31 protein-coding genes and 3 tRNA genes are annotated in these 26,112 nt (G+C 67.9%); 6 read left to right on the top strand and 28 right to left on the bottom strand.

Annotated features, from left to right (window positions below):
* Positions 1-410: 410 nt before the first annotated feature.
* A tRNA-Glu gene (locus tag MXA07_RS12015) sits at positions 411-485 on the bottom strand.
* Between the two features lie 64 nt (positions 486-549).
* Positions 550-1,773 carry a helix-turn-helix transcriptional regulator gene (locus MXA07_RS12020; protein WP_247728836.1) on the bottom strand — a complete coding sequence of 408 codons (1,224 nt, stop codon included), beginning with the start codon at positions 1,771-1,773 and terminating at the stop codon, positions 550-552.
* A gap of 119 nt (positions 1,774-1,892) precedes the next feature.
* Between MXA07_RS12020 and MXA07_RS12025 the strand changes: the two genes are divergently transcribed.
* Entirely contained in the window at positions 1,893-2,471 is a 579-nt protein-coding gene (locus MXA07_RS12025) for an MBL fold metallo-hydrolase (RefSeq protein ID WP_247728837.1), read from the top strand.
* Between the two features lie 31 nt (positions 2,472-2,502).
* Here MXA07_RS12025 and MXA07_RS12030 read toward each other — a convergent pair whose 3' ends face one another.
* The 6 genes from MXA07_RS12030 to rpl7ae all read right to left on the bottom strand — a co-directional run bounded on the left by MXA07_RS12030 (position 2,503) and on the right by rpl7ae (position 5,403).
* On the bottom strand, positions 2,503-2,814 hold the full coding sequence (locus tag MXA07_RS12030) for a DUF5827 family protein (RefSeq protein ID WP_247728838.1): 312 nt from the start codon (positions 2,812-2,814) through the stop codon (positions 2,503-2,505).
* A 128-nt stretch (positions 2,815-2,942) separates the two neighbouring features.
* Positions 2,943-3,545 (bottom strand): superoxide dismutase, encoded by a 603-nt coding sequence (gene sod, locus MXA07_RS12035; RefSeq protein WP_247728839.1) that lies wholly within the window; start codon positions 3,543-3,545, stop codon positions 2,943-2,945.
* 313 nt (positions 3,546-3,858) lie between these two features.
* Complete coding sequence (ndk, locus tag MXA07_RS12040) at positions 3,859-4,323, bottom strand: nucleoside-diphosphate kinase (RefSeq protein WP_247728840.1); 465 nt, start codon at positions 4,321-4,323, stop codon at positions 3,859-3,861.
* Positions 4,320-4,802, bottom strand: a complete 483-nt coding sequence (locus MXA07_RS12045; RefSeq protein WP_247728841.1) for a 50S ribosomal protein L24e — start codon at positions 4,800-4,802, stop codon at positions 4,320-4,322. The genes ndk and MXA07_RS12045 overlap by 4 nt, the downstream gene beginning before the upstream one ends.
* A 2-nt stretch (positions 4,803-4,804) precedes the next feature.
* Positions 4,805-5,029 (bottom strand): 30S ribosomal protein S28e, encoded by a 225-nt coding sequence (locus tag MXA07_RS12050; RefSeq protein WP_247728842.1) that lies wholly within the window; start codon positions 5,027-5,029, stop codon positions 4,805-4,807.
* Positions 5,030-5,040: 11 nt separating this feature from the next.
* Positions 5,041-5,403: a 50S ribosomal protein L7Ae gene (rpl7ae, locus tag MXA07_RS12055; protein WP_247728843.1), complete on the bottom strand. Its 363-nt coding sequence runs from the start codon at positions 5,401-5,403 to the stop codon at positions 5,041-5,043.
* Between the two features lie 345 nt (positions 5,404-5,748).
* Between rpl7ae and tmcA the strand changes: the two genes are divergently transcribed.
* The gene (tmcA, locus tag MXA07_RS12060; protein WP_247728844.1) at positions 5,749-8,124 is read left to right on the top strand and encodes a tRNA(Met) cytidine acetyltransferase TmcA; all 2,376 of its coding nucleotides are present in this window, start codon (positions 5,749-5,751) and stop codon (positions 8,122-8,124) included.
* Between the two features lie 38 nt (positions 8,125-8,162).
* On the opposite strand, the gene MXA07_RS12065 is transcribed toward tmcA, so the two are convergent.
* Positions 8,163-8,927 carry an SDR family NAD(P)-dependent oxidoreductase gene (locus tag MXA07_RS12065; protein ID WP_247728845.1) on the bottom strand — a complete coding sequence of 255 codons (765 nt, stop codon included), beginning with the start codon at positions 8,925-8,927 and terminating at the stop codon, positions 8,163-8,165.
* A gap of 124 nt (positions 8,928-9,051) precedes the next feature.
* Between MXA07_RS12065 and MXA07_RS12070 the strand changes: the two genes are divergently transcribed.
* Complete coding sequence (locus MXA07_RS12070; RefSeq protein ID WP_247728846.1) at positions 9,052-9,216, top strand: DUF8014 family protein; 165 nt, start codon at positions 9,052-9,054, stop codon at positions 9,214-9,216.
* Positions 9,217-9,279: 63 nt separating this feature from the next.
* Here MXA07_RS12070 and MXA07_RS12075 read toward each other — a convergent pair whose 3' ends face one another.
* From MXA07_RS12075 to MXA07_RS12160, 19 genes are all read right to left on the bottom strand, one after another.
* Positions 9,280-10,998 (bottom strand): glutamate--tRNA ligase, encoded by a 1,719-nt coding sequence (locus tag MXA07_RS12075; protein WP_247728847.1) that lies wholly within the window; start codon positions 10,996-10,998, stop codon positions 9,280-9,282.
* Between the two features lie 99 nt (positions 10,999-11,097).
* A complete protein-coding gene (gene idsA3 / locus MXA07_RS12080; RefSeq protein ID WP_247728848.1) occupies positions 11,098-12,150 on the bottom strand; it encodes a geranylfarnesyl diphosphate synthase in 1,053 nt (350 codons plus the stop codon).
* Position 12,151: 1 nt separating this feature from the next.
* The gene (locus tag MXA07_RS12085; protein ID WP_247728849.1) at positions 12,152-13,504 is read right to left on the bottom strand and encodes a ribonuclease J; all 1,353 of its coding nucleotides are present in this window, start codon (positions 13,502-13,504) and stop codon (positions 12,152-12,154) included.
* Positions 13,505-13,766: 262 nt separating this feature from the next.
* Positions 13,767-14,513 carry an isopentenyl phosphate kinase gene (locus tag MXA07_RS12090; protein ID WP_247728850.1) on the bottom strand — a complete coding sequence of 249 codons (747 nt, stop codon included), beginning with the start codon at positions 14,511-14,513 and terminating at the stop codon, positions 13,767-13,769.
* Entirely contained in the window at positions 14,510-15,496 is a 987-nt protein-coding gene (mvk, locus tag MXA07_RS12095) for a mevalonate kinase (RefSeq protein ID WP_247728851.1), read from the bottom strand. The genes MXA07_RS12090 and mvk overlap by 4 nt, the downstream gene beginning before the upstream one ends.
* A 96-nt stretch (positions 15,497-15,592) precedes the next feature.
* Positions 15,593-15,721 (bottom strand): hypothetical protein, encoded by a 129-nt coding sequence (locus tag MXA07_RS18195; protein WP_282102520.1) that lies wholly within the window; start codon positions 15,719-15,721, stop codon positions 15,593-15,595.
* Positions 15,722-15,857: 136 nt separating this feature from the next.
* A complete protein-coding gene (gene rpsB / locus MXA07_RS12100) occupies positions 15,858-16,649 on the bottom strand; it encodes a 30S ribosomal protein S2 (RefSeq protein WP_247728852.1) in 792 nt (263 codons plus the stop codon).
* Positions 16,646-17,851 (bottom strand): phosphopyruvate hydratase, encoded by a 1,206-nt coding sequence (gene eno, locus MXA07_RS12105; RefSeq protein ID WP_247728853.1) that lies wholly within the window; start codon positions 17,849-17,851, stop codon positions 16,646-16,648. Before eno ends, rpsB begins: the two co-directional genes overlap by 4 nt.
* On the bottom strand, positions 17,848-18,033 hold the full coding sequence (locus tag MXA07_RS12110) for a DNA-directed RNA polymerase subunit K (RefSeq protein ID WP_247728854.1): 186 nt from the start codon (positions 18,031-18,033) through the stop codon (positions 17,848-17,850). The genes eno and MXA07_RS12110 overlap by 4 nt, the downstream gene beginning before the upstream one ends.
* Positions 18,034-18,035: 2 nt before the next feature.
* Positions 18,036-18,230: a DNA-directed RNA polymerase subunit N gene (locus MXA07_RS12115; RefSeq protein ID WP_247728855.1), complete on the bottom strand. Its 195-nt coding sequence runs from the start codon at positions 18,228-18,230 to the stop codon at positions 18,036-18,038.
* A gap of 12 nt (positions 18,231-18,242) precedes the next feature.
* Positions 18,243-18,641: a 30S ribosomal protein S9 gene (locus tag MXA07_RS12120; RefSeq protein WP_247728856.1), complete on the bottom strand. Its 399-nt coding sequence runs from the start codon at positions 18,639-18,641 to the stop codon at positions 18,243-18,245.
* Positions 18,635-19,084, bottom strand: a complete 450-nt coding sequence (locus MXA07_RS12125) for a 50S ribosomal protein L13 (protein WP_247728857.1) — start codon at positions 19,082-19,084, stop codon at positions 18,635-18,637. The genes MXA07_RS12120 and MXA07_RS12125 overlap by 7 nt, the downstream gene beginning before the upstream one ends.
* Positions 19,081-19,434: a 50S ribosomal protein L18e gene (locus MXA07_RS12130; RefSeq protein ID WP_247728858.1), complete on the bottom strand. Its 354-nt coding sequence runs from the start codon at positions 19,432-19,434 to the stop codon at positions 19,081-19,083. Before MXA07_RS12130 ends, MXA07_RS12125 begins: the two co-directional genes overlap by 4 nt.
* Positions 19,435-19,488: 54 nt before the next feature.
* A tRNA-Leu gene (locus MXA07_RS12135) sits at positions 19,489-19,573 on the bottom strand.
* Positions 19,574-19,695: 122 nt separating this feature from the next.
* Positions 19,696-20,448 carry a DNA-directed RNA polymerase subunit D gene (locus MXA07_RS12140; protein WP_247728859.1) on the bottom strand — a complete coding sequence of 251 codons (753 nt, stop codon included), beginning with the start codon at positions 20,446-20,448 and terminating at the stop codon, positions 19,696-19,698.
* A 3-nt stretch (positions 20,449-20,451) separates the two neighbouring features.
* Entirely contained in the window at positions 20,452-20,841 is a 390-nt protein-coding gene (locus MXA07_RS12145; RefSeq protein ID WP_247728860.1) for a 30S ribosomal protein S11, read from the bottom strand.
* A gap of 1 nt (position 20,842) precedes the next feature.
* A complete protein-coding gene (locus MXA07_RS12150) occupies positions 20,843-21,364 on the bottom strand; it encodes a 30S ribosomal protein S4 (protein ID WP_247728861.1) in 522 nt (173 codons plus the stop codon).
* The gene (locus tag MXA07_RS12155; RefSeq protein WP_247728862.1) at positions 21,364-21,891 is read right to left on the bottom strand and encodes a 30S ribosomal protein S13; all 528 of its coding nucleotides are present in this window, start codon (positions 21,889-21,891) and stop codon (positions 21,364-21,366) included. The genes MXA07_RS12150 and MXA07_RS12155 overlap by 1 nt, the downstream gene beginning before the upstream one ends.
* A gap of 73 nt (positions 21,892-21,964) precedes the next feature.
* Positions 21,965-22,048: transfer RNA gene (locus MXA07_RS12160), tRNA-Ser, on the bottom strand.
* A gap of 566 nt (positions 22,049-22,614) precedes the next feature.
* Here MXA07_RS12160 and MXA07_RS12165 point away from each other — a divergent pair.
* The 3 genes from MXA07_RS12165 to MXA07_RS12175 are packed head-to-tail and all read left to right on the top strand — an operon-like array spanning position 22,615 to position 26,089.
* Complete coding sequence (locus MXA07_RS12165; protein ID WP_247728863.1) at positions 22,615-23,565, top strand: DUF4129 domain-containing protein; 951 nt, start codon at positions 22,615-22,617, stop codon at positions 23,563-23,565.
* Complete coding sequence (locus MXA07_RS12170; protein ID WP_247728864.1) at positions 23,562-25,559, top strand: DUF58 domain-containing protein; 1,998 nt, start codon at positions 23,562-23,564, stop codon at positions 25,557-25,559. The genes MXA07_RS12165 and MXA07_RS12170 overlap by 4 nt, the downstream gene beginning before the upstream one ends.
* The gene (locus tag MXA07_RS12175) at positions 25,556-26,089 is read left to right on the top strand and encodes a DUF7519 family protein (RefSeq protein WP_247728865.1); all 534 of its coding nucleotides are present in this window, start codon (positions 25,556-25,558) and stop codon (positions 26,087-26,089) included. Before MXA07_RS12170 ends, MXA07_RS12175 begins: the two co-directional genes overlap by 4 nt.
* The last annotated feature ends 23 nt before the right edge of the window (positions 26,090-26,112 follow it).

Genomic DNA, 26,112 nt, shown 5'->3' on the forward strand with positions numbered 1-26,112 from the left:
CAAGGGCCGGTGGCCCGCAACTCCGCCGGGGCGGTTTCGGTCCACCCTGCCGATTCGACACGGGATGGTACGCACACGGACTCGCCACTCGCATGCAGCAAACTGCTCCCTCAAGGGTTGTGCCGCGTGATGACGGTCCGTTCGCTACGCTCGCAGCTGTGGCTTCGCCACCTCGGGTGTTGCTCCACGTGCGCGTGGCTTGCCGGAACATCTCGCTCACTCCGTCGCGGTGGGACTGGCAGGGCTCAAACCCTGGATCGCATTTGCTGCTCGGGTATCGTTCGCAGCGGAATGCTCCGTCGGGGATTCGAACCACGTCCAGACGTGCTCGCTTCGCTGCGCACGACTGATCTGATTCGAATCCCAGAACGGGCGCTTCCCTCTTCACTCACCGCGTTCGTTCAGAAGAGTGCTCCGTCAGGGATTCGAACCCTGGTCCTTGCCGTGAGAGGGCAAGATGATTGGCCGGACTACACCAACGGAGCGTACAGTACGCAGTTGCGCCGTCCGGTGTTTAAGCGTTCCGTTTCGACGGCACCGCCCGTCCGGTCACTCGTCGTCGTGCGGCGACCGCGCCGCTTCCGGTTCGAAGCCGTCGAGGCTGATGATGTTCTCGCGGCCGACGCGGAGTTTGCTGATCCGCCCGTCGGACTCCATCTCCGACAGGAGCATGCTGACTTTCGACTTCGACCAGTCGGTCGCTTCGACGATCTGGACCTGCTTCATGCGCCCGCCGTTCTCCTCGATGAGCGCGGTGACGCGGTCCTCGTCGGAGACGAGGTCGACCGGATGGTTCTCCGCCGCCGTCTCGTCGCCCACCTCGCCAGCTGCCGGATCGGGTTCGGTCGTCGTCGCGCCCGTCGGCCGGCCGTCCGTCAGCGACCGAACGACAGCGACGGGATCCGGTGCGGTTTCCGACCGGCGGGCCAGAAATGTGACCCCGCCGACGATGAGTAACACGGCCATCGTCCCGCCGACGAGACGCATCCACCCGGGGATCACGCTCGTTTGGTCGTCCGAGGCCCCCGCAGCGGCGTCGATGGTAAAGACGACGTACGGGTAGCGATCGGCGAAGTCGCGCTCGCCGGACCAGGTTACCGACGGCGCCGTTTCGAGCGTCCCCGCGTACTGGGCTTCGGGTCGGACGGTCTCGAACGAGAGCCCCTCGCCGGCCCTGAACTCCAGGGACTGATCGCTCATGATGTAGAACCCGCCCTCGAAGACGTCGCTCGCCGTGACGGTGGTGTCTTCGACGACGGCGAACCCCTCCCAGTGAAACGACATTCGCACGACACCGACGCGATTGATCGTGCCCTCGACGGTCGCCTCCCGAGTGAAGTCGCTCGCCGACATCTCGCGACCGGTGTGACGTTCGCCCGTGGCGACGAGCGTCTCGGCCTGTTGGGTGAACTGGGCGTAGAGGTCGGTCTCCTCCGCCTCGAAGGTTTCGGCGTAGGCCTCGAACTCCTCGACGGCTTCGGCCGACTCGAGCGGTCGCTCGTACTCGAACGTCCACCTGGCGGAGCCGTCCGCAGCGACCGTCACGTTGAACGTCGTTCGATCGAAGTCGGGCTGGGCGGCGAGGACGCTCGATCCGGTCTCGGTCGAGGCAGGTGCGGCCGAGTCCGGATCGATCGAGGCGGCCTTGCCGGCATCAATCTCGTCGGTTACCGGGGACGCGCCGAACCCGGCGCCGCCGAGGACGGCGACGACGCTAATCGCGGCCAACAGGACGGCGAACGCCGCGACCGAAGTGACCGACGACCGTTGCATGTACACGCACGTCGGTCGGCGACCTCAAAGAGTTTTTGAGTCACGGGGAGCGAGAGGCGATCGATCCCAATGATCGACGGGACGATACACACAAACCCGCGATCCGCATACGACGAACGATGATCGAGAACATCGCGGCCGACGTGACGGCCTTTACGAGTAACGCATTCCTCGTCGACGGTACCCGCCGCGTCCTCGTCGATACCGGCTCGAACTTCGACGCCGTCTCGGCGGTCGAGTCGCGAACCGGCGGTCTCGACGCGGTCGTCCTCACGCACACGCACCCGGACCACGTCGGCGCCCTCCCGGCGGTCGTGGACGCCTTCGACGTCGATGTCTGGGGCTTCGACGAGGGTCACGACGGGATCGACCACGGGCTGGCCGACGGCGACCGGATCCAGATCGGCGACGATCGCTACCGGGTCATCCACACGCCCGGCCACAAGGACGATCACGTGTGTCTGTACGCCCCGGAACCCGCCGTCTGTTTCGGCGGCGACCTCGTCTTCCAGAACGGCGGCTTCGGCCGGACGGACCTCCCAGAGGGCGACCGCGCCACGCTCGTCGAGAGTATCGATCGCCTGCTCCAGGCAGTCGAACCGTCGCTCTCGGTCCTCCACGTCGGACACGGGCCGAGCATCCGGGAGCGACCCGTCGAACACATCGAACTCGCGGCGCGGATGGCACGCTCGCACTGAGCGGGCCTGCTACCCCGGTGTGTCACCCAGGTCAGGCGTCGGCCGAATCGGCCGCATCCGGCGAGTCGGCCGAACCGTCGTCGGCCAGTCCGTAGTATCCGGGTTCGCCCTCGTCCTGGGGTTCCGCGACGACGAGGTCGTCCGCGTTCTTCATGATCCACGGGATGGCCCAGTCGAGGAGAATGTCTTCGGTGTCGCGATCGAGTTCGGCGTTGGGCTCAAGTCCCTGGAGCAACCGGGCGATCTCGTAGACGGTGTACATCTGGTTCGGAGCGAACAGATCGCTCGGTTCGTAGAAATCGCACGGGTAGATCGAATCGAACGTCGACTTCGGACGTGGCATGTCTGTCCCGTACGAACGAACGGGTCCTAAAACTCCCGGCATCGGGACCCAGATCTGCGTTGAATGCACTCGACAGGCGAGAGCTCGCATTTGGAACACGGGGACGTGAAAAAATCGACGCTGCCGGCTTACTCGAAGTGATCGATGCACGTCTGGTACTCGTCGGCGACCGAGTCCCAGTTGATCACGTCGAAGAAGCTGTCGATGAAGTCGCCGCGGTCCGGCCCGTAATCGTAGTAGTAGGAGTGCTCCCAGACGTCCAGCGCGAGGATCGGATGCGAACCCCAGAGGGCGTGGAGGTCGTGCCTGTCGACCTTGAGGTTGCGAAGCTGCTTCGCGACGGGGTCGTAGACGAGCAGCGCCCAGCCGCCGGCGGCGCCCGCGGCAGCCTTGAATTCGCCCTTCCAGGCCTCGTAGGAGCCGAAGTCCTCCTCGATGCGGTCGGCCAGGTCGCCCTCCGGCTCGCCGCCGCCGTTCGGCGACATGTTCTCCCAGAACATCGTGTGGAGGTAGTGCCCGCAGCCGTTGTGGGTCACGTTCTCCATCGCGGCCGGGGTGGACTCGAAGTCGCCCGCCTCGCGGTTCTGCGCGAGTTCCTCCTCGGCACTGTTGAGGCCGTTGACGTAGCCCTGGTGGTGTGTGTCGTGATGCCAGGTCACAACCTGTTCGGAGATCGACGGTTCGAGCGCGTCGTAGTCGTACGGAAGTGGTGGAAGTTCGTGTTCGGTCATTGTGGACACCCGCTCTCGTGTTCGATATCGCGACTGTTAAACGTTGAGGAGTGAAACGATAACACGCCGCATCGCGAACGTATCGGCGCCGTCGTTCGCGCGCGACCGATACTCCTCCGTCTGGCACCAACCACGATCTACGTGTTAACGGTTTCTCCCGAAACCGGGTGGATCGATGGGAAGCTGGTATCGATCCGCTCGTTCTGTACCGGCTGAAACCGACGGTTCGAGGCGCGGCGGCTCGTATCGGGAGGAACCGAGCGTCGAAAAGTGAGACGGTCGAATCGCGAGTCGTCGGGATCGCGAGTCCTCGTTACTCGTAGAGCCAGGTCGCGTCGTGCTGATCGTAGTCGATCAGTTCGTCCTCGTCGAAGTGGATCGCGATCTCGCGTTCGTTCGCGCCCTCGTCCTCGTGGTCGGCGGCGTGAACGACGTTGCGACCCAGATCGAGCGCGTAGTCGCCGCGGATCGTGCCGGCGTCGGCCTCGAGCGGGTCGGTCGCACCGATCATCTGCCGGACCTGCCGGGTGGCGTCCTGGCCCTCCCAGACCATCGGGACGACGGGACCGGACGTGATGAACTCGACGAGATCGTCGTAGAACGGCTTGTCCTCGTGCTCGGCGTAGTGCTCCTCGGCGCGCTCTCGGGGCATGTTCTCGACGGTGATACCGACGAGTTTCAGCCCGCGGTCTTCGAGCCGGGAGACGACCTCGCCGACCAGTCCGCGTGCGAACGCGTCGGGTTTGACCATGACGAAGGTCCGCTCGCGGTCGCTCATACCTCGCTCCCCTCTTCGGCTTCGACGTCGTCGGCCGGCGACTCTTCGTCCTCGGCCGTCACGTCGTCGGCATCAGTTGCCGGCACCTCCTGCTGACCGGTATCGTCGGATTCGGCAGCACCGTCCTCGTCGGCGACCTCGTCCTGCGGTTCCGTCTCCGCCTCGACGCGGTCGCTGGTCTCGGCGTCGGGCTCGTCAGCGACCTCCCGTTCGGGGACCTGATCCGCGCCCGCGTCGGCGCGAGCCTGCCGGCCCGTCTCCGTCGATTCGTCCGCGGGCGTCTCCGCCTGGGCGGGGCCCTTGTTCGCGCGACCCTGCTCCGTCCACTCGAGGTCGCGCGGTTCGCGACCCAGCTTGTAGTTCTTCTCCGCTTTCGAGTCGACGAAGTGGAGGATGGTACCGTCCGTCTGGACGTACATGATACCCGTCCCCGGCTCGATCTCTTCGCCCGTGTAGTCGCAGGTTCGTTTCTCGACCATGGTCACTGCCCTCCGATGGAGTCGGCCTCGCGGGCGGTCTCGCGCAGCTGGAGGACGTCGCCCTCGCGGACCGGCCCGAGGCAGTTGCGGGTGATGATGCGACCCTGATTCTCGCCTTCCTGGATCCGGCACTTGACCTGCATGGCTTCACCGTGCATGCCGGTCTTGCCGACGATCTCGATGACTTCGGCGGGCGTCGAACCGCCTTCGCCCTCTTCAGCACTCATCTCTCACCACCTCACTCGAGATCCTCGATCTTCCCGGCGATGTCGTCGACGGTGTCCTCGGCCTCGCCGGTGTCGACGATCGCGGCCGCGGCGGAGCCGACCTCGAGGCCGGCGGCGTGACCCACGTCGTCCTGCGTTCCGACGAAGACGACGGGGATCCCCTTCTCGTCTGCGAGTTCCGGCAGGTGCATGACGATCTCCTCGGGGGAGACGTCTTCGGCGACGTAGACGAGGTCGGCGTTGCCGCGCTCGATCGCTTTGGTCGTTTCGTTCGTTCCTTTCTTTACGCGTCCGGTGTCTCGGGCGACTTCGAGGGCCTCGAGGGCGTCCTCTTGGAGGTCGGCCGGGACGTCGATCGTGACGTAGACTGACATTGGTTGTTCACCTCTCCTACGCGCGGGCTCGCGCTCCCCTGCCGGTGGGGCGCTGGGTGCCCCGTACCGGCGCCGGTCGTCGGACCGGCCCCGGCGGAGTTCCTGTGCGGCTAGGAGCATCATCAACCCCGCGTAGGGTGTACTGCCACGTAGCGGTGCCCCCCATAAAAGCGTGTTCAAACATTCTTCGGGGTGACACGGAGGCGCACGTTCGAAAGATACCGGAGGGCGCGGCGACCGCGCCGGACGAAATCCGCTATTCGATACGTCCGCTACGATATTGCACCGTCGATCCCTCCGCGCGGAACGGTGGAATTACCCCGACCGGGTACGTATCGAGCGCCCATGCACTCGGAGTCGGTCGCGAGGGCGCTTCGGGCCGAGGCGAGCGCCGTCGACGAGCGACGACTGCTGGTCCTCGCCGGCGATCGGGACGCCGCCTACGAACACCTCGAAGCGCTACTCGACGACCTCGACGTCCCCATCTCGGCGACGACGCTCGTCGGTCCGGACGATCGCCTTCGCTGCGAACACCGCACGCAATCAACGGCGGACCGGCTCCTCGGCGTGACGCGCGAGGTCGTCGTCCTCGACGCCCACGCGGCCCTCCGACCGAACGCGCTCGGGCGGGTCGTCGGCGCGGTCGACGGCGGCGGCCTGCTGGTGCTGCTCGCACCACCGCTCGAGGAGTGGGCGGATCGACGCGACGAGTTCGACGAGACGCTCGCCGCCCCGCCGTTCGCCGTCGACGAGGTGACCGGTCACTTTCGGGCCCGGCTCGTCGAATCGCTGGCTGCCCACCCCGGGATCGCGATCGTCGACGTCGACGCCGATCGGGTCGTCCGGGATGGCCTGACGAATCCGGCCCCGCGACTGGATGCCGATTCAACCGTTCAGCGGCGACCGAACACCGAATCGACCGCACAGCTGCAACCGAACGGCGAACCGTTCCCAGCCGCCGCCTACGAGGCCTGCCTTACCGACGAACAACGCGACGCGCTCGCGGCGTTCGAGGCCTTCGAGCGCGACGACGAACCTCGCGCCGTCGTCCTGGAGGCGGATCGGGGCCGCGGCAAGTCGAGCGCGGCCGGCCTGGCGGCGAGCTCGCTCGCGATAGCCGGCCGCGACGTGGTCGTGACCGCCCCGTCGGTCGACAGCTGTGCCGAGGTGTTCGCCCGTGCGCGAGAACTCGTCTCGACGGTCGAGGGGGCGCCAGACGACCGCCCGGCCGACGGGAAACCGGACAGCCGCGACGTCCGGACCCCCTCCGGTGGCCGCGTCCGGTTCGAGTCCGCCACGGCGGTCGAATCGTGGGTCGACGACGCCGACGCGGTGATCGTCGACGAGGCCGCCGCCCTCCCGGTCTCGATCCTCGAATCGACGCTGGCGGCGGACGACGTCGCCTACGCGACGACGGTCCACGGCTACGAGGGGACCGGTCGCGGCTTTTCGGTCAGGTTCCGGGATCGACTCGACGAGGGGCCCCACGCGGTGACGTCGCTGACGCTCGTCGAACCAATTCGCTACGCGGCGGGCGACCCCATCGAGACCTGGGCGTTTCGCGTCCTCGCGCTCGACGCGCGACCGCCCGTGGCGCAACTCGTCACGGATGCGACGCCGGAATCGGTGACGTACGAACGGCCGGAGTCCGCGGAACTCGCGACCGACGAACGCCGACTCCGCGAGACCTTCGGCCTGCTCGTCCTGGCACACTACCGGACGGAGCCCGCCGACCTCGCGCGCGTGCTCGACGCGCCGAACGTGACCGTCCGGACGCTCGAACACGACGGTCACGTCGTCGGCGTCGCGATGCTCGCCCGCGAAGGTGGACTCGGCGCGACGACGCGCGCCGCGATGTACGAGGGCGCGCGCATCCGCGGGAACATGATCCCCGACGTGCTGACGAGCCAGCTTCGAGACGAGTCGGCGGGGGAAGCGGTCGGCTACCGCGTCGTCCGCATCGCCACCCACCACGCGGTTCGCTCCCGCGGGCTCGGATCGCACCTCCTCTCGAAACTCGAGACGGAGTTCGCCGACGAGGCGGACTGGCTCGGCTCCGGCTTCGGCGCGACGCCCGCCCTCCTCCGGTTCTGGCGTCGAAACGGCTACGCGACCGTGCACGCTTCGACGACTCGGAACGACCGGAGCGGGGAGTACTCCGCGATCGTCCTCCGGCCGACGAGCGATCGCGGTCGAGCGCTCCGCGACCGACACGCTCGGTGGTTCGCCCGGCGTGCCCCGGCCATCCTCGGCGACGCGCTTTCCGATCTCGATCCGGATACCGCGCGAGCCATTCTGCGTTCGGTGCCGGTCGACGCGGCCCCCGAACTCTCCGACGATCCTCACGACTGGCGAACGATCGCCGGGGCGGCCTACGGCCCGGGGCTGTTCGACGTCGATCCCGGTCCGTTTCGCCCGCTGCTCGTCCGGTACCTGATCGAGCGACCGGATCCGGATGCCGATGGGTCGTCGAATCCGGAAGGTGCGTCGGCCGACGACGAACCGACAGACCGCGAGGAACGGCTGTTCGTCCGCCGCGGCCTCCAGGCCCGGCCGTGGCCCGCCGTCGCCGACGAACTCGAGTATCACTCGCCCGGCCAGTGCATGCGATCGTTCGGCGACGCCATCACGCCGCTCGTCGACCACTACGGGCGCGACGAAGCGAACGTCGGTGACGCGGCCGCCAGCGAGGTTGGTACACTTCGCGATCGGTTCCGATAGGCCACCCGACCTAGCGCGGTCGGTTTCGTCCCGTAGACTCACGTCAGGAGACGACGGGCGATCGACTCCGGGAGGAGGGCGAACAGCCAGGCGATCAGGCGCCAGCGGCGAGTGACGTAGACGTGGCGCCGGCGATTCTCGATCGCCCGGTGGATCTGGGCGGCGGCCGTCTCCGGCGAGGCCATCCAGAACAGGTTCTCGCCCATCGCCATGTCGGTGTCGACGAACCCGGGTTCGACCGTCGTGATGGCGATATCGGCCGACCGGGCGTGCTGACGGTGTCGAAGCCCCCGAAGGTAGTTGTTCACGAACGCTTTCGAGGCGTTGTACGCGGGCGCGCCTGGATTGCCGAAGCGGGAGGCGACGGAGGAGATCCCGACGAGGTGGCCGTCGAGATCGCCGTCCGGCGCGTCGCGTCCCGCCTCGGACCCGGCCCGCTCCTCGAAGAATTCGATCGCGGCGGTCGCGATCGCCGTGAACCCGTCGACGTTGACCGCGATCGTCTCGCGCTCGGGTCCCCACTCCAGGTCGCGATTCAGCGCCCCGGTACCCGCGCTGACCACGACCAGGTCGACGCGGTCCATCGCGTCGGCGAGTTCGAAAAACGCCTCGCGAGCGGTCCTCGTCTCCGTGACGTCCATCGTCGCGACGTAGGCTCGCGTCGGCAGCGCCTCGCCGATGGCCCGCAATCGGTCGGTCCGCCGTGCGGCCAGTCCGACTTCGTAGCCGTCCGCCGCGAGTCGTCGCGCCAGCGCCTCCCCGATGCCCGACGAGGCGCCGACGACGATCGCACCGCGTGTCATACACCGGCGTTTCCCACGCAGTGATAAAATCGACCCGGCCAGATACCGGCTGCCAGTAGTATCACGAACCGTCCGCCGCCGTGGGAACCAAAAGCATGACCAGTCCCACTCCTTAGGGACGGGCATGCGCTGTGCAGAGGACGGATGTGATCGTCCCGCCTCCGTCGAACTCCACATCCCGTGGGCCGACAACCGGCTGGTCTGTGCGGCTCACGCCCGCGTTCTCGGGCGTCAGGACGGCGTCGTCGCGGATCCGAAGCCGGACGCCGGTGAGGACCTGCTGGATTAGGTCGACTGTGACCGTGTGAACGAACCCACACGGCGAATCGGGCGGGAGATATCGCTTGCCGAATCAGGGGTGCGTGAAGTACGCGACCGTCTCCGCGTCGTCGTGGCGATCGATCCGGGCGTACCCGACGCGAACGAACTGGACGACTTCGTCCGGCGCTATCGACCCCACGCCGGGTTCGGCGTGGCCGGAGACGTCGCCGTCCATCGTCCGCAGCCGGAGCGGCACGGCCGCGTCGGCCGGCACCCAGTGGACGACCTCGACGTCGCCCTCGCGGACCACCTGAATAGTTTCGCCGGTGTACTGCAACGTATCTCGCGTGTACTGGAAGCAGCCCAGACCCTTCAGCCAAACCCGACCTTCGCGCGCCGGCAGATCGTCGGCTTCGACGAGCACGGCGTCGCCGACGGGGATCTCGCGGACGCCCCGGTCCTCGTGGTCCGGGTGGCGCGGCGGAGTCGCCTCGTCAGGCGGCGAGCCGCCGAGGGGAACCTCGGTGCCGTCGCGGACGAAGAAGCGTCGGTCGCTCTCGTCGTCGATCAGGTCGCGGTTGTTCGCGTAGATGGTGCTCATCGCGAGGTCGACGTTCGACGTCGAGGTGCCGAGTTCGACCATCGCCTCGGTGATCGCCTCGCCGCGGATCCCCCGGCGGCGCAGGCTCGCGATCGTCGGTGCGCGCGGATCGTCCCAGCCGTCCAGCTCGCCCGCGTCGATCAGTTCCTTGATCGAGGAGGTGCTCATCGGCACGTCGTATGCGTCGAGCTGGACGTGGCCCCAGTGGACGACCTCGGGGTACTCCCAGTCGAAGTAGTCGTAGACGAAGCGCTGCTTCTTCGCCGAATCCTGCAGGTCGATCCCGCGGATGATGTGGGTGACGCCGGTCAGGTGGTCGTCGATCCCCGACTGGAAGTCGAGCATCGGCCAGCAGCGGTACTCGCTGGCTTCCTCGCGGGGATGTGGCGTATCGACCATCCGGAAGGCGACGAAGTCCCGCAGCGCGGGGTTCTTGTGCTCGATGTCGGTCTTGACCCGCAGGACGATCTCGCCGCTGTCGTAGTCGCCGTCGACCATCGCCTCGAACTCCTCGCCGACCGTGTCGAGGTCCTTCTCGCGGTGCGGGCAGGCCTCGCCCGCGTTCTTCAGTTCGCTGAACTCGCCGGCGGGACAGGTGCAGGTGTACGCGCCGCCCAGTTCGATCAACTCGCGAGCGTGCTCGTAGTAGGTCTCGACCCGATCGCTGGCGCGATAGACCGCGTCGGGTTCGAATCCGAGGTACGCGACGGCGTCGAGGATGGCGTCGTAGGCATCGAGATCGGGTCGCTTCGTCTCGGGATCGGTGTCGTCGAATCGCACGCAGAACCAGCCGTCGTACCGATCGCGGTAGGTGCCGATCACCGACGGCATGCGGGCGTGCCCGACGTGCCACGGTCCGTTCGGATTCGGCGCGCAGCGCATCCTGACCTCGTCGTAGTCGTCGACGTTCGGCAGGTCGGGGAGCGGACGATCGTCCCCGGGTTCCTCGGCTTCGATCTCGGCCAGTTCTTCCGGCGCCAGTTCCTCGATCCGCTCTCGGCGGGCGGCGGCCTCGAGGTCGTTGACCTCGTTCACGACGGACCCGATCACGCCCGGAATCTCGTCCCCGTGCGGTCGGAACTCGGGGTTCTCGCCCATGAGCGGGCCCATGATCGCCCCGACGTCGGCCTCGCTTTCGTGTTTGACTGCGTTCAGGAGCGCGTGCTTCTCGGCCTCGCGCTCGACGCGCTCGCGCATCTCGTCGTCCATTGGACGGGTGTTCGCGGGGGTCGGTCAAAACAGCCGCGGATCTCGCTCGCCATCGGACGCCCCGACGCCAGCACGGCGACGACGCCGAGCACGACCCGGTCAGTAACCGCGTTCGACGAGGTAATCCGCCAGATCCTCGAGCAGCGATCGCGCCTCGTTCTCCGGCAGGACGTCCAGCCGTTCGGTCCCCTGCGAGACGAGTTCGCGCGCCTTCGCTCGGGCGAATTCGATGCTTCCCGCATCCTCGAGCGTCGCGACGGCGGCGTCGATCTCGGCCTCGGTGACCGCGTCGACGTCGTCGGTGTCGACGAGCGAATCGACGTCGACGCCCTGCTCGCGGGCGTGGACCGTGATCAGCGTCTGCTTGTTCTCGACGAGGTCGCTGCCGCGCTGCTTGCCGAGCGTCTCGCTCGGGACGGTCAGGTCGAGGACGTCGTCGTGGATCTGGAAGCCGCGGCCGATGTCGAGGCCGTAGCCGTAGAGGGCGTCGACCGTCTCCTCGTCGGCTCCCATCAGGACCGCGGGAAGTGCGGCCGACGCGGCGTAGAGGACCGCCGTCTTCTGTTCGACCATCTCCAGGTACTCGTCCGGCGTGACGTGCGCTCGCTCCTCGAACTGGACGTCCAGCGACTGGCCCTCGCAGATCTGCGTGCAGGTGTTCGCGAGGACGTCGAGCGCGCGGACCGTCCGGTCGGTCGTGGCGCCGGTGTCGAGCATGATCTCGAAGGCCTTCGAGTAGAGCGTATCGCCGGCGAGGATCGCCGTCTCGACGTCGTACTCGCGGTGGACGGCCGGCACGCCCCGGCGCAGGTCGTCGTCGTCCATGATGTCGTCGTGGATCAGCGTGAACGACTGGATCACCTCGACGCTCACCCCCGCCGCGAGGGCGTCGATGGGGTCCCCGTCGTCGAGCGTGGGGAACGAACGGTACTCCGTCGAGAGCGGTTCGACGTCCGCGAGCGCTTCGGCCGTCACGAGCAATACCGACGGTCGGAGGCGTTTGCCGCCCGCGTCGAGCAGGTAGCGAGAGGCCTCGTAGAGCCGTTCCGGGCGCTTGATCGGGAGCTCGTCGGGGATCGCCTCGTTGACGCGCTCGCGGCGCTCCCGGACGGCCTCGAGTACCGCCTGTTCGCGTGCCTCGGGGGTCGTCATCTCACTCGACCAGCTGGATCAGGTTGCCGTTCGACGTCACGTGGAGGTCGCGTCCGAGCTTGTACCCCTCGCTCCGTGCGAGGTCGACGTAGCCGGAGAAGCCCTTCATGTCCTGGTGGGCCGGGATGAGGTGCTGGGGTTGCAGCGCCTGCAGCATCTCGTAGTGGCCCTCCTGGTTGAGGTGGCCCGAAACGTGAATGTCCGAGTAGATGCGCGCACCCTGCATGCCCAGCAGCTTCTCGGCCTGGTAGCGCTGGCCCTCGTTGGTCGGCTCCGGGATGACCCGGGCGGAGAAGACGACCTTGTCGCCGTCGTCGAGTTCGTACGGCGTCTCGCCGCGGGCCATCCGGGTGAGCATCGCGCGCGGCTCGCCCTGGTGACCGGTGACGACCGGCAGGAAGTTCTCCTTGCCCTCGTTCATGATGCGCTTGAACGTCCGGTCGACCGACTTGCGGTGGCCGAACATGCCGAGATCCGACGGGAAGTCGACGAAGTCGAGTCGCTCGGCCGTCCCGGAGTACTTCTCCATCGAGCGGCCCAGCAGGACCGGCTGGCGGCCGATGTCCTGGGCGAACTCGACGAGCGAGGAGACGCGAGCGATGTGACTCGAGAACGTCGTCGCGACGATCCCCCCGTCGTAGTCCTCGATGCTGTAGAGGACGTCACGGAGATGCTCCCGCGCCGTGCGCTCGGACGGGGTCCGACCCTGCTTGTTGGCGTTCGTACAGTCCTCGATGTAACAGAGGACGCCCTCGCCCTCGCGACCGATCTCGCGGAAGCGCTCCATGTCGATCGGGTCGCCGAGGACCGGCGTGTGATCCATGCGCTTGTCCAGCCCGTAGACGACGGCCCCCTCTGGGGTGTGCAACACGGGGTTGATGGCGTCGATGATCGAGTGGGTGACGTTGACGAACTCGAGTTCGACCTGCCCGCTGTCGCCGATCGACATCGTCTCGCCGGGGTCCATCTTGACCAGGTCGTTCTCGACGCCGAACTTCTGCTCGCTCTCGATCTGCTGTTTGACCAGCTCGATCGTAAACGGCGTCGCGACGACCGGCGCGTTGTACCGGTGGGCGAGCTTCGAGATCGCGCCGATGTGGTCCAGGTGACCGTGTGTCGGCACGATCGCCTGCACGTCGCCCTCCAGATCGGACATGATCCGGTCGTCCGGGATCGCGCCCATGTCGATCAGGTCGAGACTGTGCATCCGTTCGGTCTCGACGTTGTCGTGGATGAGAACCTGCGAAAGGTTCAGTCCCATGTCGAAGATGACAACGTCGTCGCCCGCGCGAACGGCAGTCATCTGCCGTCCGACTTCCTCGTAACCGCCTATCGTTGCGATTTCTATTTCCATTTGTAAACACCGAGAGCCGGTCGGGGCTCTCTGGGTAACGGTCCGCGGACTCCCGGTTCCTGCGGCCTCGACGGTTTCCGCGCGTCGGCCATCCCGCTATGCGGCCGGTCTCGGCGGGTCTCGTGACCCAGTTCCGAGGGCGGCCGCACTTGCCCGCGGGTCTCGCTACCTCGTCCTACACAGCCATCGCGTATAAACTCCGCGGGTCGACGACGCGGCCGATCGACCGCACGTTCGACCCACCTGCGACCGCACTGACGGCTCACTCGATCGTCGTTCCGGGCCGCTCGCCGGCGAGAAACGCCCGCAAGTCGGACAGTCCGACGATCGACGCACTCGACTCGAGTTCGAGGAGCGATCGAACCTTCCCGGCCATGCCGCCGCTGACGTCCGTCGCGTCGCTCTCGCCGAGGGCGCTCGCGACGGCATCGTAGGAATCGATCCGCTCGACCACCGTCCCGTCTTCGTCGAGGACGCCCGGCACGGCCGAACAGAGACCCACCCGCTCCGCCGCGAGCGCCCGCGCCAGTTCGACGACGAGTTCGTCGCCGCTGAGAACGGTCACACCCTCGGTCTCGTGGGCGACGAGATCGCCGTGGAGGACGGGGACGAACCCCTCGCCAACGAGGGTTTCGACCTGACCCGTCGGGAACGTGAGGGTTCCGTCGGCGCGTCGACTGGCCGTCGAGAGCGGATGGATCGGCACTGCCGGCACGTCGCGCTCGACGAGCCGATCCAGCACGAAGCGATCGAGCGTGGTCATCGCTCCGTGAATCGCGTGAACCGCGTCGACGTCGTGACTCCCGCTCGTCGTGGACACGCCGTGCTCGCTCGCGTGGTGGTGCCCGAAACTGCCGCCGCCGTGAACGAGTACGAGGTCCGTGACGTCGCCGGCCGACCGGGCCTCCGCGATCGCGTCGGCGGCTCGATCGAGCGCCGCCCCGTCGAGCGTCTCGGGGCGGTCCTTCTCGGTGATGACGCTGCCGCCGAGCTTCAGGACGACGGTCATTCGAGCCGTCGCACCCCGTCCTCGGCGAGTTCCGCCCGAAACACCGACTCGCAGCCCGGAAGGTAGCGAAGCGCCGTCTCCGTCTCGGGGGTCGGGTCGAGGGCGACGATGCAGCCGCCGCCGCCCGCGCCGGTCAGCTTCGCCCCGTGCGCGCCCGCCGTCCGTGCCGCCCAGACCATGTTATCGAGCGATCGCGACGAGACGCCCAGCGCCGCGAGGAGACCGTGATTGAAGTCCATCAGATCGCCGAGTTCGTCGAGTTCACCCGCCTCGAGGACGGTTTCGCCACGCCTGACGAGGTCGCCGATCGAACCGATCGTATCGGCGGCGAAGTCGTACTCATCGCGAAGCGATCGGACGCCCGAAACCAGCGCGCCCGTATCGCCGGCGCCCCCGTCGAACCCGATCACGAACGGGAGATCCGGCGCCTCGATCGACCGGCAATCGTCGCCTTCGACTCTGACGGCGCCACCCGTCGCCGAACAGAACGTGTCGGCCCGGGAGGCCTGCCCGTCCTGAACGGCCAGCTCCGTCCGATAGGCGCGCTCGGCGAGTTCGGCCGGTTCGAGTTCGACGCCCAGCGCGCGGGTCGCCGCGTCGATGGCGGCCACGACGACCGCAGCCGACGACCCGAGCCCGGCGCCCAGGGGGATGTCGCTCTCGATCGTCACGTCGAAGCCCGCGTCGGTCTCGCCGGCGACCTCGCGCACCTGGGCGATCGCCTCGTCGACGTAGCCCATGGCCGCGTTCACCAGCGACTCGTCGGCGTCGATGTCGGGCGTCCCCGCGGTCGACCCCGAATACTCGACGGTAAAGCCGTCCAGGCTCAGTTCGTCCGAGTGAACCCGCAACGTGGCGTCCGACCGCCGCTCGACGCCGACGCGCGCCCGCCGCTCGATCGCGCACGGGACGGCGGGTTCGCCGTACACCACCGCGTGCTCCCCGAAGAGGTAGACCTTCCCGGGAGCGCTCGACCGGGTCATACCCCGACGATTCGAGCCTCGCGGCTTAAGCGCTATCGTCTCGGCCGCCGACCCGACGACCACCCACCGGTGGGGAGTCCGATCGAGACGAGCCCGTCACAGGACGGTGAGCGCGAGCAGTTGGTAGACGAGTCCGAGCGCGAACACGCCGATCAGCATGGCGGCCGCCAGAAACACGACGCGCGGTATGTGCTCCTCATCGAAGGTGAACAGGAGATCGCTCATAGTGGTCGGTTGGCCGGTGCCGACGTAATCCTTTCCCTGTGCGCTCGGCCACCGGGCCACGACGTCGCGACGGGCGACACCGTCTCGCCGCTGGCCACCGCGACGGAGCCGCAAGAAGAACTCCAAACCCGTCGATTCAGACCAGGCTCTCGAAGTCGTCGAGCGCGTAGGACGGCTCGGCGCCGCGGCGGTCGAGGACCTCGTTCGCGAGTAACCAGTAGACGACCGACAGCGCCTTTCGTCCCTTGTTGTTCGTGGGGACGACCAGATCGACGTTGCCCGTCTGGTTGTTCGAGTCGCACATCGCGATGACGGGGATGCCGACCGTGATGGCCTCCTTGACGGCCTGGGCGTCGCCGATCGGGTCGGTGACGACGAGCACGTCGGGCTCGATGTAGCCGTCGTACTTCGGATTCGTCAGCGTGCCGGGGATGAACCGGCCCGTCCGAGCGCGGGCGCCGACGGCCTCGGCGAACTTCTCCGCCGGGAAGCGCCCGTACTGGCGGCTCGAGGTCACGAGGATCTGCTCCGGGGTGTAGTTCGCGAGGAAGTCCGCGGCGGTACGGATCCGGCCATCCGTCTTGCCCACGTCGAGGACGTAGAGCCCGTCGGTCCGGACCCGGTGGATGAACCGGTCCATGTCCGCAGTCTTCTGCTGGGTGCCGATGTGAACGCCGGCGCCCAGGTAATCCTCGACGGGGATGAGCAGGTCGGCCTCCTCGTCGCTCATGACGTCGTCGTCGAGCGACGGCCCGCTCGCCTCCTCGTCCGGTTCTTCGGCCTCGGCGGCTGCCTCGGCCGGCTGGTCGTCTACGGGTTCGACGTCGGCCTCGGATTCGGCGGCGGGGCCGGCACCCTCGGCCGGCTCCTCGTCGATCTCCTCCTCGGCGGCGTCGAGGCCCTCCTGTTGTGTATCGTTCTCTGTCATATAGCGTCGTCCTCGATTCTGATCAGTTCGTTTAGCTTCGCGGTTCGCTCGCCGCCGACGGCGCCCGTCTTGATGAACGAGGCGTCCGTCGCCACGGCGAGGTGTGCGATCGTCACGTCCTCCGTCTCGCCCGATCGGTGCGAGACGACCGACTCGTACCCGCTCGCGGTCGCCAGTTCGATCGCGTCGAACGCGTCCGCGAGCGTCCCGATCTGGTTCGGCTTGATCAGGATGCTGTTGGCCGCGCCGCGATCGATACCCGTCCGCAGGCGCTCGACGTTCGTCACGAAGAGGTCGTCGCCGCAGACGAGGGTCGCGTCTCCAACTCGGTCCGTCAACGTCGCGTAGGCGTCGTAATCGTCCTCGTCGAGCGGGTCCTCGACGTAGACGAGGTCGTACCGCGAGACGAGGTCGGCGACGTAGTCGATCTGCTCGTCGGTCGAGCGGGTTTCGTCGCTGTAGACGTACGCGCCAGCGTCGGCGTCGTACAGTTCCGACGCGGCGACGTCGAGCCCGAAGCCGATCTCGAAGCCGACCTCGTCCGCGACGCGCCCGACCGCGTCGTCGACGATCTCGAACGCCTCAGCGTCGGTCACCGAGGGCGCCCACGCGCCCTCGTCGCCCTTCCCCGCCGGCTCGTCGCGTTCGTCCAGAATGTCCGCGACGGCCGCGTGGACGGCCGCGTTCGCGAAGACGGCGTCCTGGACGTTCGGCGCACCGACGGGCGCGGCGAGGAACTCCTGAATATCCGTCGCGTCGGCGGCGTGTTCGCCACCGCCGACGACGTTGCCCAGCGGCGTGGGGAACGTGTCGCCACGGAAGGTACCACCGAGATGCTGAAACAGCGGCGCACCGAGAACGTCGGCGCCGGCTTTCGCCGCGGCCATCGAGATGGCGACGGCGCTGTTGGCTCCGATCTCGGCGTAGTTCTCGGTGCCGTCGGCCGCGCGCAGCGCCGCGTCGACGTCGCGCTGGTTCCCGGCGTAGACCTCACCGACGAGTCGCGGAATCACCCGTTCGCGGGCGGCCGCGATGGCCTCGCTCGGCGGGCGTTCGATCGCCTCGTACTCGCCGGTGCTCGCTCCCGACGGTGCCGCCGCCCGGCCGAACCCGCCGCTCTCGGTGAGGACGTCGGCCTCGACGGTGGGATCGCCACGCGAGTCGAGGATCTCCCGGAGCCGGACGTCGGTGATCAGCGTCATGTCGATTTCGAGCCCCGATTGATCGTAAACGGCAGGACGCCGGCGTCGTACTCCTCGGCAGCGATGAGGATCGGCTGGGTCCGGTCCGTCTCGATCAGCACCGGGGCGCCGTAGGACACCTGCAGTGCGCGCGCACCGAGGATCCGGGCTTTCTCGTAGCGATTGTGTCGTTCCTGTTGCATGGTTACTGGTACGGCGAGACGACGTCGACGAGGTCGGTGTGACTGACGAGCATGCGTCGACAGCAGAAGCGGTCGACGCCGAGATCGTCGAGCACCTCCGCGGGGTCCTCGTCGCCGTCGCGAGCGCGATCTTCGAACTCCTCCCAGTGCTCGGCGACGACGTTGCCGCACGTGAAACACCGGACTGGTACCATCATATTTGGGTCACCTCAGCGGTAGGACTTCTGGTAGCGAGCCCGCGCACCGGGGCCGCCCCACTTCTTGGGTTCGGACTGGCGCACGTCGTTGACCAGCAGCGACCGGTCGAACGACATGTACGCGTCGCGCAGTTCGGCGTCGTTCGTGTGCTGGACGATGCCGCGCGCGATCGCGGTGCGGACGGCGTCTGCCTGCCCGCTGATCCCGCCGCCCTCGACGCGAACGTCGATGTCGACGCCGTCTCGCAGTTCGTCGCCCGCGATGCGGAACGGCTCGAGCATCTTGAGCCGCGACATTTCGGGTTCGACCAGTTCGACCGGCTGTGCGTTGATCCGGACGCGGCCCTCGCCGTCTGTGACGGTGGCCCGCGCCACGGCCGTCTTCTTCTTGCCGCTCGTGTTCGTTACCATGTGACGTTTGCACCCAGTTGGTCGGCGACTTCGCCCAGGTGGACGAAGCGAATGTTCGACAGGCGATCCAGCGACGTTCCCTCCAGCACCTCGGCCTCGTGGTCGTCGTCCCCGTCGTACGGATTCCCGACGTAGGCGCGCACGTTCGAGAGCGCCTCGCGACCGCGGGGCTTCTTGTACGGAACCATGCCGCGCACGGAGCGCTTGAGGATCGTGTCCGGGCGCTTCGGGTAGTTCGGACCGCGATCGGAACCCAGCTGGGCCCGGGTCCGGTAGGTCTCGAAGATGTCCTCCTTGTCGCCGGTGATGACGGCGGCTTCGGCGTTGACGACGGCGACGCGCTCGCCGTCCAGGGCGCGCTGGGCCACCTCGCTGGCGACCCGGCCCATGATGCAATCGCGGGCGTCGACGACGACGTCGGCGTCGAACTCGGCGACGCTCATGCGATCACCCGCACGTTCGATCCGTCCGGATTCTCTTCGAGCAGCTGCTCGATCGGTACGTACTCGCCGACCTGATCGATCTTGGTCGCGGCCGACGACGACGCGTCGACGGCGGCGACGGTGACGTTCTTGCGCAGGCGACCGCTGCCCAGCACCTTGCCGGGAACGATCACGGTCTCGTCTTCGCGGGCGTAGCGCTCGATGCGCCCCAGGTTCACCTCCGCGTGGTTCGACCGGGGCTTCTCGAGGCGGTCCGCGATGTCGCGCCAGACGTCCGCGTCCCGCGATCGGGACGCGGACTTCAACTCGGCGATGAGGTCTGTGAGCCTCGGGTTGGTCTTCGTACTCATTGATATCCTCCAGTAGGTGGTAACTGCGTGTCCGCTTCGGTCGGACAGAAGTGATGCAGGGAGCAGGATTTGAACCTGCGGACTCCTACGAGACAGCGCCCTGAACGCTGCGCCGTTGGCCTGACTTGGCTATCCCTGCGTGCACTTCCGTCTACCCACCGCCCCTTCAAACCGCTTTCGATCCCCGCAGGATCGACGCCTGACTCGCAGGTGCCGGCTCCGGCGTCCGCCGCGGTCGAAGGGGAGTGGGCTCGCATCTGTCTATAGCTGTACGGCCGTTTCCAGTTCGGCCGCGCGCTCGTCGATCGTATCGACCGCGCGCGTGACCAGTTCCTCGACGGTGAACGAGCCGTCCGTCTCCACGTGGAAGACGAACGCGTTCGGCACGTCCTCGACGCTGACGTCCTTGCCGGGGTAGCGCTCGGTGAGGTCGTGGTCGAACTCCCTCGACGGGATCAGTTCGCCGTCGTCCTCGATGACGCCCCGAACGATCTGGGGCTCCTCGTCCTCGAACTCGGGCAGGTCGCCGTCGACCGTCACCCGCTGCAGGTGCCGGTAGCCGACGGAGACGCCGCCCTGGTGTTTGGCGTGGTTCTTCCCGCGATCGTAGGCGGCGTCGGCCTCCGCCTCGAGGCGCTGGCCGTCCTTGAGGTGGATGATCGGGACGTTATCCTCGGCGGGCCGGACGAGGTCGGGTTCGCTCGAGACGAGGTCGCTCGAGTAGGCCGTTCCCGGCCCTTCCACGTCGATCGAGAGCGTGACCACGTCGTCGTCACCGAACTCCTCGGGTTCCGGCGTCGTCAGGGGGACGAGTCCCAGCCTGAGCGCCAGCTGCTCGTCGAACATCACCGACGAGTTCTCGATGAACCGAACGGTGTCGATCGAGAGCGTCGGCACGTCGGCGATCATCGCGCGGCGAATGCCGTTGGCGAACGCGGGCGTGACGCCGCGGACGAGGAACCGCGCCTCGCGATCGCCGCGTTCGACGAACTCGACGTCGTAGTCTGTCGTCATCGGTCAGAACCCGCCCTTGCCCTTCGGCGCTCGCGATCCGTCGTGCGGGATCGGCGTGACGTCCTCGATGCGACCGATCTCGATGCCCGAGCGGGCGAGCGCGCGGATCGTCGCCTGCGCGCCGGGGCCCGGGGATTTCTGGAGGTTACCGCCCGGGCCGCGCACGCGAACGTGCAGACCGGTGATCCCGGCGGCCTTGACCTCCTCCGCGACGCCCTCGGCCATCTGCATCGCCGCGTACGGCGAGGCCTCGTCGCGGTTCTGCTTGACCGCCGTGCCGCCGCTGGACTTGGCGATCGTCTCCGCGCCCGTGAGGTCCGTCACGGTCATGATCGTGTTGTTGAACGATGCGTGCACGTGGGCGAGACCCCACTTCTCGTCGTCCTGGCTCATGTTATTGTCCCTCCGCGCGTTCCGGGTGCAGTTCGTCCGCCAGCGGGCTCGTCTCGTCGAACGAAACGTCGGCCTCCTCGTCGACGTCGACGACGTAGGACGGCACGCGGTGGCGCCGATCGCCGACGGTCACGTGGCCGTGCGTGATGAACTGTCGGGCCTGCTGGGGCGTGTTGGCCAGCCCCTTGCGGTAGACGACGGTCTGGAGTCGGCGTTCGAGGACGTCCTCGACCTCGAGGCTCAGCACGTCGCCGAGGCCGTCTGCCTCGTCGAGGACGCCGACGCGCTTGAGTCGACCGAGGAACTCACGGGTTCGGCGCACGACGACCGGGTCGTCCTGGGCCTGTGCGAGCAGGTCGCGGGCCTCGCGCCGGTACGAGCGCAGCTCGGACTGGGCGCGCCAGAGTTCCTCCTTGTTCGTCAGCCCGTAGCGATCGAGCAGCGAGTGCTCGTTCGCGATGCGCTCGCCCTGGTAGGGGTGGTTCGGCGTCTCGTAGTGTTTGGTGTCGGTGCCGAGCGCCATTATTCACCACCCTCCTCTTCGGCGGCCGCTTCCTCTTCGGCCTGTTCCTCGCGGATCTCCTCGACGTTGACGCCGATCGTCCCCTCGGTCCGGCCGGTGGACTTCGTCCGCTGCCCGCGGACCTTCTGCCCGCGCTTGTGGCGGGCGCCCTTGTAGGAGTCGATCATCTTCATCCGGTTGATGTCCTGCTGGCGCGTGAGCTGGAGTTCGTTGCCGATCTCGTGGCTCGTCTCGCCGGAGTAGTAGTCACCCGGGCGGTTGGTCAGCCAGTCCGGAACCTCCTCGGCGATCCCTTCGACCAGCGAGACGACCTCGTCGATCGTCTCCTGTTCGAGGGCACCGAACGTCGCGGTCCGGTCGACATCGGCTTCGTTCGCGACGAGTCGGGCGGTTCGCCGCCCGATCCCCTGGAGTTCGGTCAGCGATCGCTCGACGGATTTCGTCCCGTCGAGGTCCGTCTGCCCGATCCGAACGAAGTACTGGATGTCTTCGTCTGTCTCGGTTTCGTCTGGTGTTTCCTCGCTCATGTATCGTGTCTGTCTCTGTCTCACCGACGGTACCGGCTGGGCCGGTCCGGCGGTTGGTCTGCGATCGGACGGACGTCGTGGCGGGGATTCGAACCCCGGAGGCTTGACGCCACATGGTTAGCAACCATGCGCCTTGGGCCTGCTTGGCTACCACGACCCGTGATCTATCGTCGCCCGTGTGGACTCGGGAGCCGACCTCCCTGCAGCGTAGCGTACCCGAAATTACACCCCGTCGGGTACATAAGGGCAACGAAACGCCTGCAACCAACGCCGGGGCGATCGAGGGACGAACGGCGAGCGCATCGGCCACCGACGCCCGACGACGAACCGGTGGGTCGGCTCACAGCGCGGCCGAGGCCGATTCGAAACACGGCGACCGTGGAGGGTCGATAATCGATCGGCGCTGAAGCGCTCGTCGTCGGTCGGCGAGATCGACTTTCGTCCGTATCGAAACCGAATTATGTGAACGGCGAACTACGTCGACGTGACAGGGAATCCACAATCGGTCCGGCGTGATACCCCGGCAGGCGGATCGGCGATCACGGCGAGCGGGAATTCGCTGGTCCGCGCTCGCCGGTCGACGAACGGTGTCTCCCGTCGAACTGAGAGACTCCACGATCGAAATGTTATCTACAACGACGGAACTGCTACCATGCATGACCGCGACGAGTGACGCACTACCTCGGGACGGTGGTTCTCGGTGACAGTACCGGGTGTCGGTCCGTGACCTCGAGAGAGACCGCCCTCCGGCTCACCGCAGCGATCGTGGCGATTCTTGCTCTCGCAGTCGTCGCGTCGGTCCTCCCCGACGTCATCGAGCCGGCCGGTGGCGGTGGCGGTGGCGTCTCCGACGGCAGCGGGACCAGCCAGCCGAACGTATCCGGGACGGAACCGGCCCCGGACAATCCCGGTAACGTGCTGTTCCTCCGACTCATCGTCGCCGGGCTCCTCGGCCTGTTCGTCGTGGCGATCGTCTGGATGGTACTCTACGACCGCCGGGAATTGCTCGCGTTACTCAGGCGGATGGCAGGCGTGGCGGTCGTCGTGGCCATCTTGCTGGCGGTGGTCGTCGCGGTCATGGAACCGCCGGAACTCGGGCCGATGGAAAACATGACGGGAACCGGCGGCGGAACCGGACCCGGGGAAGCGGGCCCCGCCCCGGGCGACTCGGGGGAGTCAAACACTGATTCGAATCTGCTTTCCGTAAACGACGTGTTGCTGTTCGCCGTGGTCCTGCTGGCCGTCGTGGCGATCGGCTACGTCCTCAAACGGCGCTTGGAACGCGATGACGGGGAGGTCGGGGAGACGCTCCCGGAAGAGACGCCCGCGGAGGAGGTGGCCGACGTCGCGGGAGCGACGGCCGACCGCATTCAGTCCGACGTCAACGGGGCCGTCGAGAACGAAGTGTTCCGGGCGTGGAAGCGGATGACCGAAGTACTCCCGGTCGACAATCCGGCATCGAGTACCCCGGGAGAGTTCGCCGACGCGGCGATCGACGCCGGCTTCGATCCCGACGACGTCGGCGAACTCACCTCGCTCTTCGAGGCCGTACGCTACGGGCCGGCCGACGCCACAGATATCGAGACCGACCGTGCCATTTCCATCATGCGACGCATCGAATCGGCCGCTGATACGGACGGACAACTTGAGGCCGCTCCGGGTGAGCGCGAATGAGTGCCCCCATCAAGTCGATCGTGCTGGCGCTGGCGCTCGCCTCGCTCGCGTTCGCGATCGGCGTCCTGTTCGACGTGGTCACGTTCAACGCGTCGACGGCCCTGTTGACGGGACTCGGCGCGCTGGCACTCGCGGGCGCCGCCTCGGGCCTTTCCGACGCCCGCCATCGACCGGACACGCCGTCGACGCCCGTCCCGGAACGCCGCGTCGAGGCGACGGTGCCCGAAACGTCGCCAGCCGAGGCGCTTTCCGAGTTCGAGGGGCGGGCCGACACCGACCGCAACGAGGCGTACACGACCTGGATCGCGCTCCGTCGGATCGCGGCCGAAACGCTGTCGCGTTACACGAAGTACGACGACGCGAGTGCGACCGAAGCGATCGACGCGGGCGCGTGGACGGACGACGAAACGGCCGCTCGCTACCTCGCGACGGACGAGTCCTCGGTCGAAGACGCCGGGCTCGCGATCCGGGAACGATTCACCACCGGTCGCGACCGGCTGCGGCGGGGCGCGATGCGGGCTCGCGTCGAGCGAACCGTCGACGCGATCGCCGCGATCCAGCGCGAGGCGGGTCGGATCGACGACCGGACGACGATCGAGGATTCGAACGACGACCGTCCGGTCGGCGACGTGGGCACGCGAACGACGACGCGAGCGCTCGAGGAGTCCGTACCGACCTCCCGCGTCGAGACCGGCCACTGGTGGGGCGTCGGATCGATCGCGCTGGGGTTGATCGGGCTCGGGGCGATCGCGGAGTTACCCGGCCTGTTGCTCGCCGGAACGGTCGCCGTCGGCTACGCCGGCTTCGCCCGATCGAGTTCGCCGGACGAGCCGAAACTCGATGTCGAGCGAACCGTCGCTCCCGAGGAGCCGGATCCCGGCGAGCGCGTCACCGTCGAAACCACGCTGACGAATCGGGGGCCGACGCTGTTCGACGTCCGCTTCATAGACGGGGTGCCGGGCGCACTCTCGGTCGAGGAGGGGAGCCCGCGGATCGCGACCCCGCTTCGTGCAGGCGCGTCGGTCACGGTCACCTACGAGGTCGAGGCCAGGCCCGGCACGCACGCGTTCGACCCCGCAATGGTGATCGTCGGCGACGCCTCGCGGTCGAGCGAGGTGGCGGTCCTCGTCCCGGAATCGACGACAATTGCGTGTCGACCGCGCCTCGAGCCCGCCGAGGCGGCGATTCCGCTCCGGCTGTCGGCCATCCGCCGCACGGGGCAGCTGACGATCCGGGAGGGCGGGTCGGGGACGGACTTTCACTCGGTGCGGGCCTACCAGTCGGGCGACCCGATCAACCGGATCGACTGGAATCGACACGCGCGGACCGGCGAGCTGGCGACGATCCAGTTCCACACCGAGCGGGCCACCCGCGTCCTCCTCGTGATCGACTCGCGGCGGGAGGCCTACGTCGCGCCGACGCCGTCCGCGATGCACGCCGTCGACCGGTCTGTGGGCGCAGCCGGCCGGATCGCGGCGAGCCTGCTCGACGACGGCGACGCGGTCGGCCTCTCCGCGATCGGCCCGACGACGCGATCGGGCGGGGAATCGGCCGACGGCGACGAGATTATCGAGAACACCTGCTGGATCCCGCCGGCGGCCGGCCCCGACCACCGGCTGTCGCTCCGGACCGCGCTGACGGGCCACCCGCAGTTCTCGACCGTTCCCGCGCCCGCGTCGCGGCTGTGGATCTCCCAGCTCGGCGAACTCAGGCAGCACCTCCGGGGCGAAACCCAGGTGATCCTCTTTACGCCGCTTTCGGACTTCGGGAGCGTGCTCATCGCCAGGCGATTCGCCTCGCGCGGTCACCCCGTGACGGTCGTCAGCCCCGACCCGACGACCGAGACGACGCCCGAGACGCAGCTCGCACGACTCTGTCGGACGTTGCGTCGCGACGATCTCCAGCGAAACGGGATTCCCGTCCTCGACTGGCCGGCCGACGAACGGATCGAGGCGCTGCTCGAACGGTACGCGAACCGGGGTGTCGTCCGATGACCGACCTCGATCGGCGACCGACGCGGCTCGCGAGCGTCGTCTCGGTGCTCGCGGCGGTCTGCGTGATCGGCTCGACCCTCGCAAACCCGGTCCCCGCGGCGCCGCTCGCGATCGTGGCCGCGCTGCTCGTCGCGACGGCGCTCTCGATCGGATCGCGGCCGGTGCTCGACGTCGGCGGCCTCGTCGCGATCGCCGCCGTCGCGGTCGGCGCCGCCGGGGCGCACCCGGCGTGGCCGCTCGTGGGCGCGGTGGCCGCGATCGTTTCCTGGGACCTCGGGGGCGCGGCGATCAGGCTCGGCCACCAGGTCGGCCGGGCGGCGGAGACGACGCGCCTCGAACTCTGGTACGTCGTCACGAGCGTGGGTGTCGGAGCCGGAACCGGCACCGTGGCCTACGCCGCCTACACGATCGCCGGCGGTGGACTCTCGCTCGACGCCGCGGTGTTGCTGCTCCTCGCGGGCGTCCTCGCGACGCTGGCGCTCGGCGCTCGCTTCGACTGGGGCGACGGCGGCGTCGGCGTGCTGCGCTGATCGGCCGCGCGGGCCCGCACTCG

This window comes from Halovivax limisalsi, assembly GCF_023093535.1.
Lineage (GTDB): Archaea > Halobacteriota > Halobacteria > Halobacteriales > Natrialbaceae > Halovivax > Halovivax limisalsi.

What these genes read in the sequence shown, in the direction of transcription:
- MXA07_RS12120 (WP_247728856.1), bottom strand. Translation starts at nt 18,641, where the DNA reads ATGGTAACGAACACGAGCGGCAAGAAGAAGACGGCCGTGGCGCGGGCC.
- MXA07_RS12110 (WP_247728854.1), bottom strand. Translation starts at nt 18,033, where the DNA reads ATGCAACAGGAACGACACAATCGCTACGAGAAAGCCCGGATCCTCGGT.
- MXA07_RS12150 (WP_247728861.1), bottom strand. Translation starts at nt 21,364, where the DNA reads ATGGCGCTCGGCACCGACACCAAACACTACGAGACGCCGAACCACCCC.
- MXA07_RS12030 (WP_247728838.1), bottom strand. Translation starts at nt 2,814, where the DNA reads ATGCCACGTCCGAAGTCGACGTTCGATTCGATCTACCCGTGCGATTTC.
- MXA07_RS12115 (WP_247728855.1), bottom strand. Translation starts at nt 18,230, where the DNA reads ATGATGGTACCAGTCCGGTGTTTCACGTGCGGCAACGTCGTCGCCGAG.
- sod (WP_247728839.1), bottom strand. Translation starts at nt 3,545, where the DNA reads ATGACCGAACACGAACTTCCACCACTTCCGTACGACTACGACGCGCTC.
- tmcA (WP_247728844.1), top strand. Translation starts at nt 5,749, where the DNA reads ATGCACTCGGAGTCGGTCGCGAGGGCGCTTCGGGCCGAGGCGAGCGCC.
- MXA07_RS12175 (WP_247728865.1), top strand. Translation starts at nt 25,556, where the DNA reads ATGACCGACCTCGATCGGCGACCGACGCGGCTCGCGAGCGTCGTCTCG.
- rpl7ae (WP_247728843.1), bottom strand. Translation starts at nt 5,403, where the DNA reads ATGTCAGTCTACGTCACGATCGACGTCCCGGCCGACCTCCAAGAGGAC.
- rpsB (WP_247728852.1), bottom strand. Translation starts at nt 16,649, where the DNA reads ATGACAGAGAACGATACACAACAGGAGGGCCTCGACGCCGCCGAGGAG.
- MXA07_RS12085 (WP_247728849.1), bottom strand. Translation starts at nt 13,504, where the DNA reads ATGGAAATAGAAATCGCAACGATAGGCGGTTACGAGGAAGTCGGACGG.
- MXA07_RS12155 (WP_247728862.1), bottom strand. Translation starts at nt 21,891, where the DNA reads ATGAGCGAGGAAACACCAGACGAAACCGAGACAGACGAAGACATCCAG.
- MXA07_RS12170 (WP_247728864.1), top strand. Translation starts at nt 23,562, where the DNA reads ATGAGTGCCCCCATCAAGTCGATCGTGCTGGCGCTGGCGCTCGCCTCG.
- MXA07_RS12125 (WP_247728857.1), bottom strand. Translation starts at nt 19,084, where the DNA reads ATGAGCGTCGCCGAGTTCGACGCCGACGTCGTCGTCGACGCCCGCGAT.
- MXA07_RS18195 (WP_282102520.1), bottom strand. Translation starts at nt 15,721, where the DNA reads ATGAGCGATCTCCTGTTCACCTTCGATGAGGAGCACATACCGCGCGTC.
- eno (WP_247728853.1), bottom strand. Translation starts at nt 17,851, where the DNA reads ATGACGCTGATCACCGACGTCCGGCTCCGGGAGATCCTCGACTCGCGT.
- ndk (WP_247728840.1), bottom strand. Translation starts at nt 4,323, where the DNA reads ATGAGCGACCGCGAGCGGACCTTCGTCATGGTCAAACCCGACGCGTTC.
- MXA07_RS12130 (WP_247728858.1), bottom strand. Translation starts at nt 19,434, where the DNA reads ATGAGTACGAAGACCAACCCGAGGCTCACAGACCTCATCGCCGAGTTG.
- MXA07_RS12075 (WP_247728847.1), bottom strand. Translation starts at nt 10,998, where the DNA reads ATGGACGACGAGATGCGCGAGCGCGTCGAGCGCGAGGCCGAGAAGCAC.
- MXA07_RS12070 (WP_247728846.1), top strand. Translation starts at nt 9,052, where the DNA reads ATGCGCTGTGCAGAGGACGGATGTGATCGTCCCGCCTCCGTCGAACTC.
- MXA07_RS12065 (WP_247728845.1), bottom strand. Translation starts at nt 8,927, where the DNA reads ATGACACGCGGTGCGATCGTCGTCGGCGCCTCGTCGGGCATCGGGGAG.
- idsA3 (WP_247728848.1), bottom strand. Translation starts at nt 12,150, where the DNA reads ATGACGACCCCCGAGGCACGCGAACAGGCGGTACTCGAGGCCGTCCGG.
- MXA07_RS12140 (WP_247728859.1), bottom strand. Translation starts at nt 20,448, where the DNA reads ATGACGACAGACTACGACGTCGAGTTCGTCGAACGCGGCGATCGCGAG.
- MXA07_RS12090 (WP_247728850.1), bottom strand. Translation starts at nt 14,513, where the DNA reads ATGACCGTCGTCCTGAAGCTCGGCGGCAGCGTCATCACCGAGAAGGAC.
- MXA07_RS12050 (WP_247728842.1), bottom strand. Translation starts at nt 5,029, where the DNA reads ATGAGTGCTGAAGAGGGCGAAGGCGGTTCGACGCCCGCCGAAGTCATC.
- MXA07_RS12045 (WP_247728841.1), bottom strand. Translation starts at nt 4,802, where the DNA reads ATGGTCGAGAAACGAACCTGCGACTACACGGGCGAAGAGATCGAGCCG.
- mvk (WP_247728851.1), bottom strand. Translation starts at nt 15,496, where the DNA reads ATGACCCGGTCGAGCGCTCCCGGGAAGGTCTACCTCTTCGGGGAGCAC.
- MXA07_RS12025 (WP_247728837.1), top strand. Translation starts at nt 1,893, where the DNA reads ATGATCGAGAACATCGCGGCCGACGTGACGGCCTTTACGAGTAACGCA.
- MXA07_RS12020 (WP_247728836.1), bottom strand. Translation starts at nt 1,773, where the DNA reads ATGCAACGGTCGTCGGTCACTTCGGTCGCGGCGTTCGCCGTCCTGTTG.
- MXA07_RS12145 (WP_247728860.1), bottom strand. Translation starts at nt 20,841, where the DNA reads ATGAGCCAGGACGACGAGAAGTGGGGTCTCGCCCACGTGCACGCATCG.